Source organism: Stenotrophomonas sp. Br8, from assembly GCF_014763005.1.
In the GTDB taxonomy this organism is placed as follows: Bacteria; Pseudomonadota; Gammaproteobacteria; order Xanthomonadales; family Xanthomonadaceae; genus Stenotrophomonas; species Stenotrophomonas lactitubi.
On the sequence record NZ_JACGTN010000009.1, the window covers coordinates 22,921 to 36,858 of the forward strand.

Consider the following 13,938-nt stretch of genomic DNA (forward strand, 5'->3'; position numbering starts at 1 on the left):
GTGAGCACACGTTCCACGGATCGCTATTGTCGGATAAACGCAGGAATGGCGTGAAGCCCTTGTCAGCACCCGTGAACTCGTGCTGCGCCTCACAGTTTGCAGGGCAGCGTCAGGGAGTGGCTAATGGCTGACACTGCAGCGCGCGCCGACGCCGCCGACCACAACATCCATCCTGACCTGGCCAAGGAGCTGCGCGCGATCGCGGCAGTCCCCATGGACCTCCGCCGGCCGGCGCTGCGACGCCTGGCCGAGCAGATCGGCACCGGCGCCATCGTCGATCTGTTCGGCGAGTTCATTGGCCTGGCCAACCAGGTCGCGTTCAACGCCAGCGAGCAGGCCAAGGATCTGCTGGTGCTGCAGGGTCACGTGTGGCCGCACGAGGCCGAGCGCGTGAACATGCCCTGCATCTTGGGCGCCCTCAACGGCATCGTGCTGGCCGCCGGCATCGACCCTGGCCCGCTCTGCGGGGGCTGTGCGTTCCGCGCCGGCACCGTGGCCAACCAGTGCCTCCCGACCACGGAAGACGCCGACTACTGCTCCACCCCGGGCGAGCGCCCCTTCCTTTGCCACGAAGCCGTCGACGAGCACGGCAATGCCATCAGCGCCTGCCGCGGTTTTGCCCAGCGCCGCGCCGCCTTGAATGCTGCCGAGCGCAGCGCCGAACACCAGGAGCCCGACGCATGAATACTTCTGACCGCGTTCCCGTGCACTACCACTTGCACCTGGACGTCGCCGGCGCACTGATCAACATGACCGACCGGGCTCTGGACGGGCTATTCCAGCGCAATCCGCCCGGAGAGCCGGTAACCGCAGCCGAAGCTCGCCGGGTGCTGACCGACCACCTGGCCAATGGCCGCAGGGTCATCCCGCTCGCTCCCTGTGAGGGCTTCGACTACACCGGTACCGGTTGCCCCGGCCGCCATGCAGCAGCAGAGGCAGACCATGGCTGACACAGGCACTGCCGACGGCACTGCCACCCGGATCCTGCAGCTGCTGCAGGAGGGGCCGGGCCTGGCCGGCGAGCTGGCCGCCGAGCTGCAGCTGCCTTCGAACCGGGTCAGCAGCTATTTGCACCAGCTGGCCAAGACCGGGCGCGTGCAGCGCGCGCCCTTCCACGGCCCCGACGAGCGCCCGTCGGTCCTCTGGAGCCTGCAGGCGGTGCCCCATGAGTAACCACGGACCCTCGCCACGAGGATTGTCGAGGACCGGATCCCCCGCGAACCTGCGCCCGGTCCGATTCGTCACGCTCAAGCAGTTCGAGGCACTGACCGGCTACACGGTCGACGCGATCAACTCGAAGATCAAGCGCGGCGATTGGCTGGAGGGCGCCGTGTTCTACAAGGCGCCAGATGGAAGAAATCTGATCGATTTGGAGGGGTACGAAGAGTGGGTAGTCCAAGGCAAAGTGGCGTCCGGCCAGTTTCACAAAGCAGCATCGAGATAACCTTCCACTACCGTGGCAAACGCTGCCGTGAGCGGCTGAAGCTGGCCCCGACCGCACGGCATCTGCGGTACTGCGAAAACCTGCTCGGCCAGATCAAGATCGAGATCGAGAAGGGCTCGTTCGACTATGCAACGCATTTCCCCACCAGCAAGCGGGCCCGTCAGGTGGCGGTCCGCCCTGCCGCCCTGGACACCCTGGAACAGGTGCTGACGCGATGGCTGGCGCTGAAGGAGCCCGAGCTCGAGCACAGCAGCCTGATCGGGTACCGGCGCATCGTTGAGAACATCCTGGTGCCGCGTTGTGGTGCGATCGCACTTCGAGACTTCGACCGCATTGCCCTGAAGGAGCTGGTGGCCACGTTCGACGAGGCGACGTCGGCCAAGCGCATCAACAACGTCCTGGGCCCGCTCCGCGGCGCCCTCGATGAGGCGGTGGCCGACGACCTGATCCCGAACAACCCGCTCGATGGGTTCAGGGTGAAACGGCGCGCCAAGGCGAACGCCCGCGAAGAGGTTGACCCGTTCACGCCGGAGGAAGTCCAGGCGATCCTGGGCGCCTGCCGCGAGGACCAGGTCCGCAACTACTGCCAATTCAACTTCGCCACGGGCCTGCGCACTTCGGAAATGATCGGCCTGTGCTGGTCGGACATCGATTGGCGCAAGGGTACGGTCAAGATCCGTCGCGCCTGGGTCATGGGCAAGATGAAGGCCCCCAAGACCGAGTCCGGGGTTCGCGAGGTGCAGCTGCTCCGGCCGGCGATCGACGCCCTGAAGGCTCAGCGGGCCCACACCGCCACCGCCGGCGAGTTCGTCTTCCACGATCCCAGGACCAACTCGCGATGGGGGTCGGATCAGAGCATCCGCGCCGGCGAATGGCAGCGCGCGCTGCGCAAGGCTGGGGTGCGGTACCGGTACCCGTATCAGATGCGCCACACCTTCGCCTCCCAGGCGCTCAGCGCCGGTGAGAACGTGATGTGGGTGGCGCGGCAGATGGGGCACCGGGACTGGACGATCACCGCCAAGAAATACGGCCGGTGGATCCCCTCGATGGTCCCCGATGCCGGCGCCAAGGCCGCGGCAGTCTGGAACCCGCTGACCGCCCCCCTTCCCCGCAGCCTGGTTCTGGACGGCACGGGCGACTGAACGCCGCCAGTGCCCAGCCGCCGCACGCGTGACTGTTCAGGTTCTTTGCCGTAGTATTCGCGTCGTTAGGCAGGGTCAGTGCCAGCTTTTTGCCAGCATTGACCCCAGAAGCCTTGCAATACTTGAAGAAACCGGGGGTGCATTGGTTTCGACGGGGGTTGTGAAGTCGCCTGGCGCATGCCGAGGGGGTAGCTTTCCTCGTAAATCCAGCTGCAAAACTCTAGTTGCCAACGACGACAACTACGCTCCGGTCGCCCTCGCAGCCTAAAAACTGCGGTGCGTGACCTTCTGCCGACTTAGGCGGAGCCTCGAAACTGCTTGTGTCCATGCTCGCAGCGTAGAGTCATTATCATGGAATCGCGCTGGGCGGCTGCCTGTCAGTCCGGCACAAGAACACAACAGGCTGGTTCCCGGGTGCGCTTTGCACACCGTGCTGCTCGGGGATGAGATTCAACGGTGAGCTAAGCATGTAGTGCTGGGGATGGAGTGCCTTCGGACGGCGGTTCAATTCCGCCCACCTCCACCATTTGTACCGCCCTTCGGGGCACGAGAAGCCAGATCTCCCGTCGATTGGGGTCTGGCTTTTTTGTTGGCTACGTCACACTGATGCAGGCTCCCGCCACGCGGCCGATAACGCGCCTTTGACCGGCGGATATCTACCCACACAGGAATGAGAACGATGGCGCTTGATGCTGCGGAAGGCCGCATGGGTTATGGCAGCGAAGTGCCTGACAAGGCCGGCAGCGGCGTGGACGAAAGTGCGCCGACCGGCGCGACCAAGTCTGCCCCGCTACCGCAGCAGGTTACGCCAATAAGGTATCGCCAAGAAACCCGATTATCTGCCCTGCTGCTCAGCCTGACCATCAGATCGACCATCGCCACTCCCGCCAATCAGCTCTCGGCTTACGAGCCGGGTGGCACATTTGAAGCCAAGCGTGACAAGGCGGTAGCGTTCGGCGGCACTTTGAGAAATGGAAGTGTTTCGATTGGCCAGACGATGGCTAAACTTTGCACGTCCACCTACTCGACGTGCACACCCATAAGGTGGGCAAGCTCCTGTGGGTCAACAAGGTCGATTCCGCCAAAGAACCGTCCTGCATGCGCGAAATTGATGCGCAGCAAGTCCTGCATGTCGAGGCGGCCGATGACTATGTCCGCTATTTGGTTTCAGCGATATGCCGAATCACCCGCTGACCACTCTGGTGGCGGACCACAGCAGCTAGCGTCGCACACGCCATCGGAAGGCTCGTAGTCCGCGCCGAATCGCGCGGACATGACCAGCCCCCCCGAAACGATCTGCAGACGGCCGATCCAGGCAATGAACAGCAGCCGCACCATTAGTGCCACCACACTCCACAGCGGCAGCACGCCACCCAGCAGGACCAGCGCCTGCACAAGGCGCAAGGGCTTGCCGGCATGGCATACATGCCGGTTGTGGCCCGCAATCTAGCGGCGGCTAGACGCAATGGATTCACCGTGTTCCGTGCGCCCGAAAGGTCAGCTTGGGCAGCAGATTCAGTCCCAAGACCACCGGCATTACCAGCACCGCAAGCCAGCCCGGCCCAGCAGCAAGGGACACGGCTAGGCGCGCGCCATCTTATGTCCCAACGCCCCGCACAGCAGCATCAGCGGTGGCGGAATCCGTTTATCCGGCAGGCATTCTGCGCCTTGGCACCACACCCCGACCAGCGCGACTTAAATCATCCACACAATCGATTAATAATCAATAATCAAATGAAACTCCACGCAGCAAACCAACATCACTCAACCAAGAATAAAGCAACCAAGAACGCACCACATCAAAAGAGTTGATAGTGGTGCGCGACGAACTCAATGCCAAATATAACCAATCACACCCTCGATCACATGATCACCAATCCCTTCGCAATTTGAATCAACGCTATCAAAATGATGGGACTTCCCTTTTGCACTCCCAAGGCAACGATACAAAGGCCGCGTGCCTTCCCACTGCGTAGTTGCAACGTATCCAGTAATCTTTCTAAGATTGGTCGATCTATGACCCTCGCAGCCCGCATCAATCGATGTAAACCTATCGCGACCGGCCAAGCAACTATAAAGCGCATGCCCCCCATCAAATGGGAAGCGCGCAATCAAGCCAATTACTCCGTTAAATGATCCTTCCGGATATTCGTAGCGATCATAGAAGCTTGAGCTACTAAATGTACCATCAACCGTAAACCTTCGCTCGAGATTTGCAAGAGGAACGCCAGGAACCCTGGATGCAGACAATTGAATATGCATATATTCTTGCTCTTCAACCCCCAAGTAATCAGAGTTACTGGCAACCCCATCGAAAGAACAAACAAAAAACAATCCCATAATCAAGCCTCGCAAACGTCCAATCATCACTCGATCCTCGAAATAGAAAATAATCCATCACAAACAATGCACTCAGGAAAGCACCCTGATCGCACCCAAACAATATCTTGGTAACGCAAAAAAAATTGCGACCAAGATCATAAAATTAATTAAGAAATCGCATTGATTTTTTGTAAGAATTTACCTCATTGGACGCCAAGTTTTGCAGAATGATACGAGACCGCAATGGCACCATAGAAATCATCATTTAATGAAAATGAAGAAGTCACCGACAGTGTTTGTGGTTGAAGTGGCACGTCAAATTGATAGGCACAGGAGTACTTAGCAATTTCACAAGCATCAGCATCCAGCTCAAGAGTGCCGAAGAAACTGCAATTTGGCCCGACAAGGAATTCCACCCATCTGGAATCCGCGTTCCTAACAGTGATTGGCCAATCCCTAGAAGGCACTGTCCACAATGGTGTCCAAGTGCGTGCAGCGCGCGTCTAGCCACATGGTTTCCTGTTGACACGCCTGCCGCTAGAGTGGCGCCAGCGCAGGGAGTCCACATGGCAAGAACAGGCATCGGCTTCATCGGCCACACCACCTTCATCCTCATTGCCCTGCTCACGCTGAGCGGGTGCGCGACGCTGCGACAGTTCGGCCCATCGGTGCAGGTGGGCACGGTCACACCGGGCCAGTACATCGCGCTCAAGCGCGGTGACATCCTCACCAGCGGCAAGCTCAGCGCGGCCACGATGGAGACCCTGCGCGTGGCAGGCCTGGACGAAGGCGCCTGCGCCAAGCCGGGCCTGCCCTGCATCGAAGCGATGGAGGCCAGCATCGTCGTCCGTGAGGAGGACAAGCGCTCGTCGCTGGCGGAACTGTGGGTGCAGTACGCGATGACGATGCCGGCGCCGAAGCGCGAGTCAGCGTCGGTGGCGCGCAGCAAGGCCGCGACCGCTCAGCCCGACCCGACCTTCCAACCGCGCCTGGATGCGTGGATGCAGATCGCACGGCAGTCCTATGCGTATCTGTTCTTCACCGAACGTACCGCCAACCAGCGTGGCTTCGAAGACCGCCAGACCCAGGTTCGCGACTACTACAACCTGGCCGTGCAGGAATCCGCCGTGCTGCTGTTCGAGGCCTATTCGAGCAAGCAGGTGCGCAACGACAACGGGCGGTTCCAGCTGGGCCGCTGGACCTTCGTGCTGGCGCCTGCCGACGATGGCGCGGCCGCGGACACGCGCGAACCGATCGAACTGGTACCAGCGGCATCGATGTCCTTCACCGGCACCCTGCGCAGCGTGCATCGTCGCGATGGCTTCGGTGCCGAACTGGTGGCAGTGATGGCCGACCCGGCCAGCACCGGGCTGGCAGCGGCCGCTGCAGGCACCGCACCCGCGGCCGAGCGCGACTGGAGCGAGATGCCGTCGCCGTCGATGACCGTACTGCTGCGCTTCTCGGGCAAAAACCTGTGGGAGGTGCTGCACGACGACGAACCGGAACTGGAGATCCACGACCCCTACCAGGTGGCGGTGGTGGAACTGCACGGCGAGCAGGTACCGCTGGCGGCGAACTTCACCGCGGGCTATGCGCTGTGGCTGGCCCGCTCCAACTTCAGCCGGCAATCGCTGCGTTCGTTGTTCGGTGGCAAGGGTGGCATCGAAAAGCCGCATCTGTTCATGATGCAGCCGTACGATCCGAACCGCCGCGTGTTGCTGATGATCCATGGCCTGGCCAGCAGCCCGGAAGCGTGGGTCAACGTGGCCAACGAGCTGATGCGCGACGATGAGATCCGCGGTGATTTCCAGATCTGGCAGTTCTATTACCCGACCAACATGCCGATCGCACTCAGCCACGATGAGATCCGGCGGATCCTGCACGCCACGCTGCAGCACTACGACCCGAGCGGCCAGGCGCTCGCATCGCACGACATGGTGGTGGTCGCGCACAGCATGGGCGGGGTGATTTCGCGGTTGATGGTGTCCTCCTCTGGTGATCATCTGGTCGACACCCTGTTGGCGACCGCGCAGATGACCCCGGCGCAGCGCGAACTGCTGCGCACGAAGGGCGCGCCGGTGCTGACATTCCAGCCGGAACCGGAAGTTTCACGGGTGGTGTTCATCGCTACCCCGCATCGCGGCACCGATGTCGCCGGCACGCGGCTGGGACGCTGGCTGGGCCGCTTCGTGCGCCTGCCGCTGACCGTGCTGGAGGATGTCGCAACGTTGGCAAACGACGGCAAGGTCGAGCGCAACGATGACAAGCACGGCTACCAGATGAACAGCATCCAGAACCTGGACAAGGACGATGCCTTCGTCAAGGCCGTGGCCGATCTGCCGATATCGCCGAAGGTGCGTTACCACTCGATCATCGCCCGTACCCAGGCTGAAGGTCCGCTGGAAAAGACCGACGATGGACTGGTCCCGTACTGGAGCTCGCACCTGCCCAATGCCGTCTCGGAAAAGGTGATCGTGTCCGGTCACAGCGTGCAGGAAGCTACACCGGCCATCGTCGAGCTTCGCCGTATCCTGCATGAGGACATGGAGGCGCATCCGCTGCCGGCGAAGTAGTGCACGAAGTCCAGCAACCGTGGCCCGCGCTTGCCCATCTTCGGGTGCGGGAAGTGGAGTTCGTCCCCATGGCGGCAACGCCGCATTGAATGAACGGACTGGGGTCTGTAGCGTTGCAGCTGCCCATTCGGGCTACAACGGAGAACACGCATGAAGAGGATGTTCAGGCTGTCTGTTGCTATCGGTGCCGTGGCGCTGGTGTTCGGATTGAACGCTGTCGCGGCCGAGCCGACCCCCTGCGATGAGTGCTACCGCGGTTACCAGATCTGCCTGTCGCAAGGCAAAAGCGAGATCTGGTGTTACGGCGCACTATCCCGGTGCCTGAAAAATTCCAGCGGATGTAACACACCCTACTGACTGCGCACTCCGGTCGATCCAGTATCCCGGTGAAACGACGGATCGGCACCGCCAGTCCCACGCTGATGGGACTGGCATCTGCCAACTGGCGGCCCTATTGAGGGAAAACCCTCATCGTTCCTGCGCATCGCTCTGGCTAAGCTGGCCACTCTCTTCCGCAGGAGGTCCACATGAACACGTCAGAGCCCAGCCGCCAGCCCAGCCCCGATCCGGCCGAGCGCGATGCGTTTTTCCCGTCGCCGTACTCGCTGTCCCAGTTCACTTCGGCAACCACCGATCTGTCCGGCGCGGACTATCCCGATGCCCGCCGTGACGGACGCTGGAAGGTGCTGATGATCGCCGCCGACGAACGTTATCTGCCGACCGCCAACGGCCATCTGTTCTCGACCGGCAACCATCCGGTGGAGACGCTGCTGCCGATGTATCACCTGCACAAGGCCGGTTTCGAGATCGACGTGGCAACGCTGTCGGGCAATCCGGTGAAGTTTGAATGGTGGGCGTTCCCGCGCGAGGACCGCGAGATCGGTGGCCTGTACGAACGCTACGAGCCCCGCCTCCGCCAGCCCCTGCGTCTGAACGACGTAGCGGCCGCGCTCGACGCCGGTTCGGACTATGCCGCAGTGTTCATTCCCGGTGGTCACGGTGCGTTGATCGGCCTGCCGGAAAGTCGCGCAGTGAAGGCCACCCTGCAGTGGGCGATGGACAATCAGCGCCACATCATCACCCTCTGCCACGGCCCTGCCGCGCTGCTGGCGGCCGGCGTGGATGAAGCCGATGGCGGCTCATTGTTCCGCGGCCATCGGATCTGCGCGTTCCCCGATGCGATGGACCGGCAGACACCGGATATCGGCTACATGCCTGGTCAACTGCCGTGGTTCTTCGGTGAACGCCTGGCCCAGCAGGGCGTGCAGATCGTCAACGAAGGCATCGATGGCAGCGTGATGCAGGACCGCCTGCTGTTGACCGGCGACAGCCCGCTGGCGGGCAATGCGCTGGGCAAGCTGGCCGCACGCACCCTGCTGGATGCGTTGGCAACGCGCTGACCGGCATGGACACCACCGTGCAGTCATTGCTGGTGCTGGAACGCGCACCTTCGTTGGCGGCGATCGGCGCGTTGCTGCGCAGCACCGGCGCGCCACTGGGCTATGACCGCACGTTGATGTTCGCCACCGGCACCGATCTGGAACGCGGCGCGCAGCGCCTGTACTGGATCGATGGCGACTGGTTCGGTGAGGGTGCCAGCACTGACGTGGCGCACTACCTGCATGCGTGCCCCGTCAATCGCCATGTGCTGGACAGCGATGCGCCCTTCTTCTGGAGCAAGCAGCAAGGCGTGCGCGGCGAGCGCTACCGGGTCGTGCGGCAACCGCGGGGCGAAGGACTGCACGGCCTGCAGGTGCCGGTGTTCGGTGCAACCGGCCTGGAAGGGGCGGTCAGCTGGGGCGGGCGCACGATCGACGCATCTCCATCGGCACGGTTGCTGCTGGAGCTGATCGGCACCGCCGCCTTCCGTGCGGCGCATCGGCTCTCTGTCGCCCCGGCGGTTGTGCCTGCCGGCACACTCAGCGCGCGCGAGCGTGAGGTCCTGCGCTGGGTTGCGGCCGGTCGTCGCCAGGCCGATATTGCTGCCACCCTGGGGCTGTCCACACGCACGGTGGAAAACCACCTGCGCAGGGCACGCCAGCGGCTGGGCGTGGCGACCACGGCGCAGGCAGTGCGCGCGGCCAGCCGGCGCGGTGAGATCGGCGACTGAACGAGGCGCGACACTTCCGGCTGCTGCGGTCGCATGCTAAACAGGCCAGGCGCATGTGCGCGATTGCAGAAGCAAGGATGATGCTTATGAAACTGCAACTGGCCTCGATGGCCGCATTGATGTTGGCGATTGGCAGCATGGCATCGGCCGGAAGTGCCGTCGCCGGTGTGCCATCGCCACCCGGCAGCACCACCGAATGCGTACCGGTGGAAGTGGAGCGCTACCGCATCCACCAGCACTGCACGGTGACCTTCGTCGACGAAACGGGCAGCGTCTTCGTTTCTGAATACTGGATCGACGAGTACGGCAATCCCTACCTGATCTGAGCGACGAACCCTATCGGCAACGTTGCTGCAGCCGACGGTCACGCCGGGGCGGGCGCACGGAAATCGCCCGCTCCGGCATACCTCCACCCTCCCTTTCCGTGGCATCCTCCGTGAAATCGTTTTCACGGAATGGAGGGATTCCACGATGCTGTCACGTTTCCGCAGATCCGCGCTCTGCGCACTGCTGGTCCTTGCTCTGCCCGCCATCACCTGGGCAGCCTCGCCCGCCCCGTTGAAGGTGATGTCCTTCAACGTACGCACCCCCGCCGACACCGACCCTGGCAAGCGCTGGCAAGACCGCCGCGATGCCATGGTCAAGGTGATCCAGCAGGCGCACCCGGCGGTGATCGGCACCCAGGAACTGGTGCTGGAGCAGGCCAACTACCTGGCCGAGCACCTGCCCGACTATCGCTGGTTCGGCGAAGGCCGGCGCGGTGGAAGTGGCGACGAACACATGGGCGTGTTCTACGACAGCAAGGTGCTGGCGGTGGAAGAATCCGGCAACTTCTGGCTGTCCGATACGCCCGGGGTCGCAGGCAGCATCAGCTGGGGCAACCTGTTCCCGCGCATGGTCACCTGGGCAGTGTTCCGCCGCCTGGATGATGGCCGTCGCTTTTACTTCATGAACACCCACCTGCCCTATCGCGATGAGGACGAACCGCGACGGATCAAGGGTGCCGAACTGATCGCCACGCGCGTGGCCGCGCTGCCTTCCGATCTACCGGTGGTGCTGACCGGTGATTTCAACAGCGAGCCCGGCGGCGGCACCTATCAGGCCTTCACCCGGGTGCTGCAGGACACGCGCACCCAGGTCAAAACACCGCAGGGTCCGCGCCTGACCTTCCACGACTTCACCGGCACGGCGACTTCGCAGCTGGACTGGGTGCTGGTACGCGGCTTCCACGCACGCAGCTTCCTGACCGACGACCGCCGCATCGACGGCGTGCTGCCCTCCGACCACTTCCCGCTGGTCGTGGAATTGGACTGGCCGAAGCACTGAGCACTGCAGCGACCCTCGCTACGGCGGGGGTCGCTTGCCCAGCAGGCGGTACAGCGCCTGGTGCTGGTCGCGCGCCTGGCAGATGCGTGCGCCGACGGCCAGGAACACCGCAATGCCGACAAGGCCAATACCCAGCATTGAATCGGGCAGGCGCAGGAAGCCGATCACCGCAGCCATCGCCGCCAACACCAGCAGCATCACCACGGCCACCGGCAGGCCGGGATCGCCCAGCAGCGTCCGTTGGGTCGATTGCTTCTGTTCGCTCATGTCCCGTCCTCCCATGGTTTCCCCACTAGTTACACGGTGGGCCACGGTTCCGGCAGAGTCAGAAACGTCATGACCGCGAGAACGCGCGCGGCGGCGCGCGCGCTACCCTGCCGGCAGCCTCATTGAGCGGAGACGGCACATGACCCATCGCAGCCGACTGGCCGGATTCATCATCGATTGCCAGGACACGCCTGCCGCAGACAGCGCCCGCTTCTGGGCCGCAGCGCTGGGCCTGCAGGCTGAGCCCGCCCGTGGCGAAGGCGACGCAGAGTACGCCGACCTGACAGGTGCGCCGGCAGGCTTGAACGTAGAGGTGCAGCGGGTCGATCACCCGTCGCGGGTGCATCTGGATATCGAAAGCGACGACATCGACGCCGAAGCCGAACGGCTGGAAAAACTCGGTGCGCGCCGGGTCGGTTTCGTCAAACGCTGGTGGGTGATGGAAGCGCCCACCGGCCATCGTTTCTGCATCGTGCGCATGCGCGATCACGATGCCCCGGCCAACCTCTGGCCCTAGCGAAAAAAGGGACGGAAGCAGATGCTCCCGTCCCCTGCCGATCAGCGCGCCTGGGCCACGCTCGGCGCCTGCGGTGACTGGCCCCAGCCACCGAGTGCCTTGTACACGCCCACCACGCTGACGTTGACCTCCGATTCGGCGGCCGCCAGTGCATCGTCGGCCACCAGTTGCGTGCGCTGCGCGTCAAGCAGGGTCAGGAAGTCTTCCGAGCCCTCGCGGTAGCGGATCTGCGCCAGCGATTCGGCACGTCGTGCCGCCTGCGCCTGCTCGACCACGATGGCCAGCCGCGCCTGCTGCTTGGAATAGCGGGTCAACGCGTTTTCGGTGTCTTCCAGCGCCAGCAGCACCGCCTGTTCGTACTGCGCGGCTACGCCCTCGGCCTCGGCCTTGCTGGCACGCAGGCGTGCCTTGACCGTACCGAAGTCGAATGCCGCCCAGCTCAGCGACGGAGTCAGCGACCAGGCCTTGTTGTTGCCGTTGACCAGGCCACTGGCATCGCCACCGAGGAAGCCGACGAAACCAGACAGTGACAGCCGCGGGAACAGATCGGCCGTGGCAACGCCGACACGTGCGGTGGCAGCAGCCAGGCGACGTTCGGCGACCCGCACGTCGGCACGCTGGCGCAGCAGTTCACGGGTATCGCCCAGCGGCAATGCCTTGGCAAACGCCGGTACTTCGTGCGGTGCCAGCATGGCCGTCAGCACTTCCGGGCGCTGGCCAAGCAGGACCGCAAGCCGGTTGCGCGACTGCGTCTCGGCCACTTCCAGCAGCGGGATGTCGGCCTCGATGGCCTTCAACCGTGCACGGCTGCTCTGCACGTCCAGCTCGCTGCCGGCACCCAGTTCCCAACGTGCCTCGGTCAGCCGCTGCGTATCGCGCAGGTTGACCAGGGTGCGCTGGGCCACCGCGATGCGCTTCTGGGTGCCACGCAACTCGAAGTAGTTGCGTGCCACTTCGGCAGCGATCAGCACCTGCGCGTCGGCGAGGTTGGCCTGCTCTGCGTCCAGGTCGGCACGCGCGGCCTCTGCAGCACGGCGTTTGCGGCCGAACAGATCCAGCTCCCAGCCCGCATCGAAGCCGAGCTGGTAGCTTTCACTGAACACCCGCTGCCCACCCAGCTGCGGATCGGGTTGCTTGCGGCGATCGTAGCTGCCGCCAGCGGTAACGTGTGGCGCCTGGTCGAAGCGGCTCTCGACGAACACTGCACGGGCCTGGCTGACACGGGCGACAGCCACGCGCAGGTCCAGGTTGTCCGACAACGCGCCGTGCACCAGCTCTTCAAGCACCGGATCATCGAACTGCGCCCACCAGCTGGCCACCGGCGAGGTGGTGCTGAACACCGGCTGCTGCGCGCCCTGCAGGACGACGGGCTCCTGCACCGGTGCTTTGTAATTGGGGCCGACGCTGACACAGCCCGCCAGCACCAGGCTGGAGACGGCCATCGCCAGGGTGCGGATCACCATGGCAGCACCTCGCCCAGGTAGGTGAAGCTGCCGCTGGCGCCGGATTCGCCGATCAGCGACATCTGCACGCTGGAGCGTGCGCCCTCGGCGATTTCGATCTCGCCGTTGCCACCGTTCATATCGGTTTTCACGTAGCCGGGGTGCACGGTGTTGACCTTGATCGGCGTGCTGCGAAGCTCATGGGCCAGGGCCAGGGTCCAGCTGTTCACTGCGGCCTTGGACGCGTTGTACGCCGGGATCTTGAAGTCGTAGATGCCCGAGGTCGGATCGGCATGCAGCGTCTGCGAGCCGAGCATGCTGGAGACGTTGACGATGCGGCCGGACTTGGCCTGCTTGATCAGCGGCAGGAAGGCCTGGGTCACCGCCACCAGCGCGTACACGTTGGTGTCGAAGGTGCGACGCCAGGTATCCAGCGACTGCTCCGACGGCAGCTGTGCGGGGTTCTCGATCATGATGCCGGCGTTGTTGACCAGGATGTCCAGACGGCCATGGCGCTGGCGCACCTGCTCGACCGCCTCGGCGATGCTGGCGCCATCATTAACGTCCAGCTGCAGCGCCTCCACCGGCAAGCCCTCGGCCTGCAGCTTCAGTGCCAGTTCGACGGCGGTCTCGCGCTTGCGCCCGGCCAGCAGCGTGTGCACGCCGGCCTGCGCCAGCTGGCGCACGGTTTCCAGGCCGATGCCGCGGGTTGCGCCGGTGACCAGCGCGATCTTGTTCTGATGGGTGTTCATGGATTCATTGCCTTGGTAGGGGGAAGCGGGCGCCGGTGGTTGC

At 63.6% G+C, this 13,938-nt stretch carries 18 protein-coding genes and 1 other RNA gene; 14 read left to right on the forward strand and 5 right to left on the reverse strand.

All coding sequences use genetic code 11. The features are described 5' to 3' along the window. Positions 1-123 precede the first annotated feature (123 nt). From H3005_RS10055 to H3005_RS10085, 7 genes are all read left to right on the forward strand, one after another. Positions 124-684, forward strand: coding sequence for a hypothetical protein (locus H3005_RS10055; protein ID WP_191078082.1), 561 nt, complete (start codon positions 124-126; stop codon positions 682-684). Further along, positions 681-950 carry a hypothetical protein gene (locus H3005_RS10060; protein ID WP_191078083.1) on the forward strand — a complete coding sequence of 90 codons (270 nt, stop codon included), beginning with the start codon at positions 681-683 and terminating at the stop codon, positions 948-950. The genes H3005_RS10055 and H3005_RS10060 overlap by 4 nt, the downstream gene beginning before the upstream one ends. Then, entirely contained in the window at positions 943-1,173 is a 231-nt protein-coding gene (locus H3005_RS10065) for a winged helix-turn-helix domain-containing protein (protein ID WP_191078084.1), read from the forward strand. Before H3005_RS10060 ends, H3005_RS10065 begins: the two co-directional genes overlap by 8 nt. Further along, positions 1,166-1,444 carry an excisionase gene (locus tag H3005_RS10070; protein ID WP_180889378.1) on the forward strand — a complete coding sequence of 93 codons (279 nt, stop codon included), beginning with the start codon at positions 1,166-1,168 and terminating at the stop codon, positions 1,442-1,444. Before H3005_RS10065 ends, H3005_RS10070 begins: the two co-directional genes overlap by 8 nt. Further along, a complete protein-coding gene (locus H3005_RS21130; protein ID WP_331273762.1) occupies positions 1,387-2,586 on the forward strand; it encodes a DUF3596 domain-containing protein in 1,200 nt (399 codons plus the stop codon). Before H3005_RS10070 ends, H3005_RS21130 begins: the two co-directional genes overlap by 58 nt. Before the next feature lie 133 nt (positions 2,587-2,719). Continuing rightward, positions 2,720-3,112: a transfer-messenger RNA gene (gene ssrA / locus H3005_RS10080) on the forward strand. 518 nt (positions 3,113-3,630) lie between these two features. Further along, on the forward strand, positions 3,631-3,780 hold the full coding sequence (locus tag H3005_RS10085) for a hypothetical protein (RefSeq protein WP_191078085.1): 150 nt from the start codon (positions 3,631-3,633) through the stop codon (positions 3,778-3,780). Between the two features lie 636 nt (positions 3,781-4,416). Here H3005_RS10085 and H3005_RS10090 read toward each other — a convergent pair. Both H3005_RS10090 and H3005_RS10095 read right to left on the reverse strand, forming a co-directional pair. After that, entirely contained in the window at positions 4,417-4,953 is a 537-nt protein-coding gene (locus H3005_RS10090) for a hypothetical protein (protein ID WP_191078086.1), read from the reverse strand. Positions 4,954-5,111: 158 nt separating this feature from the next. Further along, positions 5,112-5,324: a hypothetical protein gene (locus H3005_RS10095; protein WP_191078087.1), complete on the reverse strand. Its 213-nt coding sequence runs from the start codon at positions 5,322-5,324 to the stop codon at positions 5,112-5,114. 150 nt (positions 5,325-5,474) lie between these two features. On the opposite strand from H3005_RS10095, the gene H3005_RS10100 reads away from it, so the two are divergent. From H3005_RS10100 to H3005_RS10125, 6 genes are all read left to right on the forward strand, one after another. Beyond that, complete coding sequence (locus tag H3005_RS10100) at positions 5,475-7,481, forward strand: alpha/beta hydrolase (protein WP_191078088.1); 2,007 nt, start codon at positions 5,475-5,477, stop codon at positions 7,479-7,481. Between the two features lie 150 nt (positions 7,482-7,631). Next, positions 7,632-7,838, forward strand: coding sequence for a hypothetical protein (locus H3005_RS10105; RefSeq protein ID WP_100552208.1), 207 nt, complete (start codon positions 7,632-7,634; stop codon positions 7,836-7,838). A 170-nt stretch (positions 7,839-8,008) separates the two neighbouring features. Then, positions 8,009-8,881 carry a glyoxalase III HchA gene (gene hchA, locus H3005_RS10110; RefSeq protein ID WP_191078089.1) on the forward strand — a complete coding sequence of 291 codons (873 nt, stop codon included), beginning with the start codon at positions 8,009-8,011 and terminating at the stop codon, positions 8,879-8,881. A gap of 5 nt (positions 8,882-8,886) precedes the next feature. Further along, complete coding sequence (locus H3005_RS10115) at positions 8,887-9,591, forward strand: PA1136 family autoinducer-binding transcriptional regulator (RefSeq protein ID WP_100552206.1); 705 nt, start codon at positions 8,887-8,889, stop codon at positions 9,589-9,591. A gap of 86 nt (positions 9,592-9,677) precedes the next feature. Continuing rightward, complete coding sequence (locus tag H3005_RS10120) at positions 9,678-9,917, forward strand: hypothetical protein (RefSeq protein ID WP_223880184.1); 240 nt, start codon at positions 9,678-9,680, stop codon at positions 9,915-9,917. A 145-nt stretch (positions 9,918-10,062) separates the two neighbouring features. Beyond that, the gene (locus H3005_RS10125) at positions 10,063-10,917 is read left to right on the forward strand and encodes an endonuclease/exonuclease/phosphatase family protein (protein ID WP_191078090.1); all 855 of its coding nucleotides are present in this window, start codon (positions 10,063-10,065) and stop codon (positions 10,915-10,917) included. Between the two features lie 18 nt (positions 10,918-10,935). Here the strand turns inward: H3005_RS10125 and H3005_RS10130 are convergent, their stop codons facing one another. Then, entirely contained in the window at positions 10,936-11,184 is a 249-nt protein-coding gene (locus tag H3005_RS10130) for a hypothetical protein (RefSeq protein WP_191078091.1), read from the reverse strand. A 139-nt stretch (positions 11,185-11,323) separates the two neighbouring features. Between H3005_RS10130 and H3005_RS10135 the strand changes: the two genes are divergently transcribed. Continuing rightward, the gene (locus H3005_RS10135; RefSeq protein WP_100552202.1) at positions 11,324-11,701 is read left to right on the forward strand and encodes a VOC family protein; all 378 of its coding nucleotides are present in this window, start codon (positions 11,324-11,326) and stop codon (positions 11,699-11,701) included. Positions 11,702-11,742: 41 nt separating this feature from the next. On the opposite strand, the gene H3005_RS10140 is transcribed toward H3005_RS10135, so the two are convergent. Together H3005_RS10140 and H3005_RS10145 are read right to left on the reverse strand one after the other, a co-directional pair. Next, complete coding sequence (locus H3005_RS10140) at positions 11,743-13,164, reverse strand: efflux transporter outer membrane subunit (protein WP_025878845.1); 1,422 nt, start codon at positions 13,162-13,164, stop codon at positions 11,743-11,745. Then, complete coding sequence (locus H3005_RS10145; RefSeq protein ID WP_089240412.1) at positions 13,158-13,895, reverse strand: SDR family oxidoreductase; 738 nt, start codon at positions 13,893-13,895, stop codon at positions 13,158-13,160. The genes H3005_RS10140 and H3005_RS10145 overlap by 7 nt, the downstream gene beginning before the upstream one ends. Positions 13,896-13,938 lie beyond the last annotated feature (43 nt).

Coding starts and splice junctions, on each gene's coding strand:
- H3005_RS10100 (WP_191078088.1), top strand. CDS start 5,475: ATGGCAAGAACAGGCATCGGCTTCATCGGCCACACCACCTTCATCCTC.
- H3005_RS10055 (WP_191078082.1), top strand. CDS start 124: ATGGCTGACACTGCAGCGCGCGCCGACGCCGCCGACCACAACATCCAT.
- H3005_RS10065 (WP_191078084.1), top strand. CDS start 943: ATGGCTGACACAGGCACTGCCGACGGCACTGCCACCCGGATCCTGCAG.
- H3005_RS10120 (WP_223880184.1), top strand. CDS start 9,678: ATGAAACTGCAACTGGCCTCGATGGCCGCATTGATGTTGGCGATTGGC.
- H3005_RS10135 (WP_100552202.1), top strand. CDS start 11,324: ATGACCCATCGCAGCCGACTGGCCGGATTCATCATCGATTGCCAGGAC.
- H3005_RS10090 (WP_191078086.1), bottom strand. CDS start 4,953: ATGATTGGACGTTTGCGAGGCTTGATTATGGGATTGTTTTTTGTTTGT.
- H3005_RS10115 (WP_100552206.1), top strand. CDS start 8,887: ATGGACACCACCGTGCAGTCATTGCTGGTGCTGGAACGCGCACCTTCG.
- H3005_RS10070 (WP_180889378.1), top strand. CDS start 1,166: ATGAGTAACCACGGACCCTCGCCACGAGGATTGTCGAGGACCGGATCC.
- hchA (WP_191078089.1), top strand. CDS start 8,009: ATGAACACGTCAGAGCCCAGCCGCCAGCCCAGCCCCGATCCGGCCGAG.
- H3005_RS10130 (WP_191078091.1), bottom strand. CDS start 11,184: ATGAGCGAACAGAAGCAATCGACCCAACGGACGCTGCTGGGCGATCCC.
- H3005_RS10060 (WP_191078083.1), top strand. CDS start 681: ATGAATACTTCTGACCGCGTTCCCGTGCACTACCACTTGCACCTGGAC.
- H3005_RS10145 (WP_089240412.1), bottom strand. CDS start 13,895: ATGAACACCCATCAGAACAAGATCGCGCTGGTCACCGGCGCAACCCGC.
- H3005_RS10125 (WP_191078090.1), top strand. CDS start 10,063: ATGCTGTCACGTTTCCGCAGATCCGCGCTCTGCGCACTGCTGGTCCTT.
- H3005_RS10140 (WP_025878845.1), bottom strand. CDS start 13,164: ATGGTGATCCGCACCCTGGCGATGGCCGTCTCCAGCCTGGTGCTGGCG.
- H3005_RS10105 (WP_100552208.1), top strand. CDS start 7,632: ATGAAGAGGATGTTCAGGCTGTCTGTTGCTATCGGTGCCGTGGCGCTG.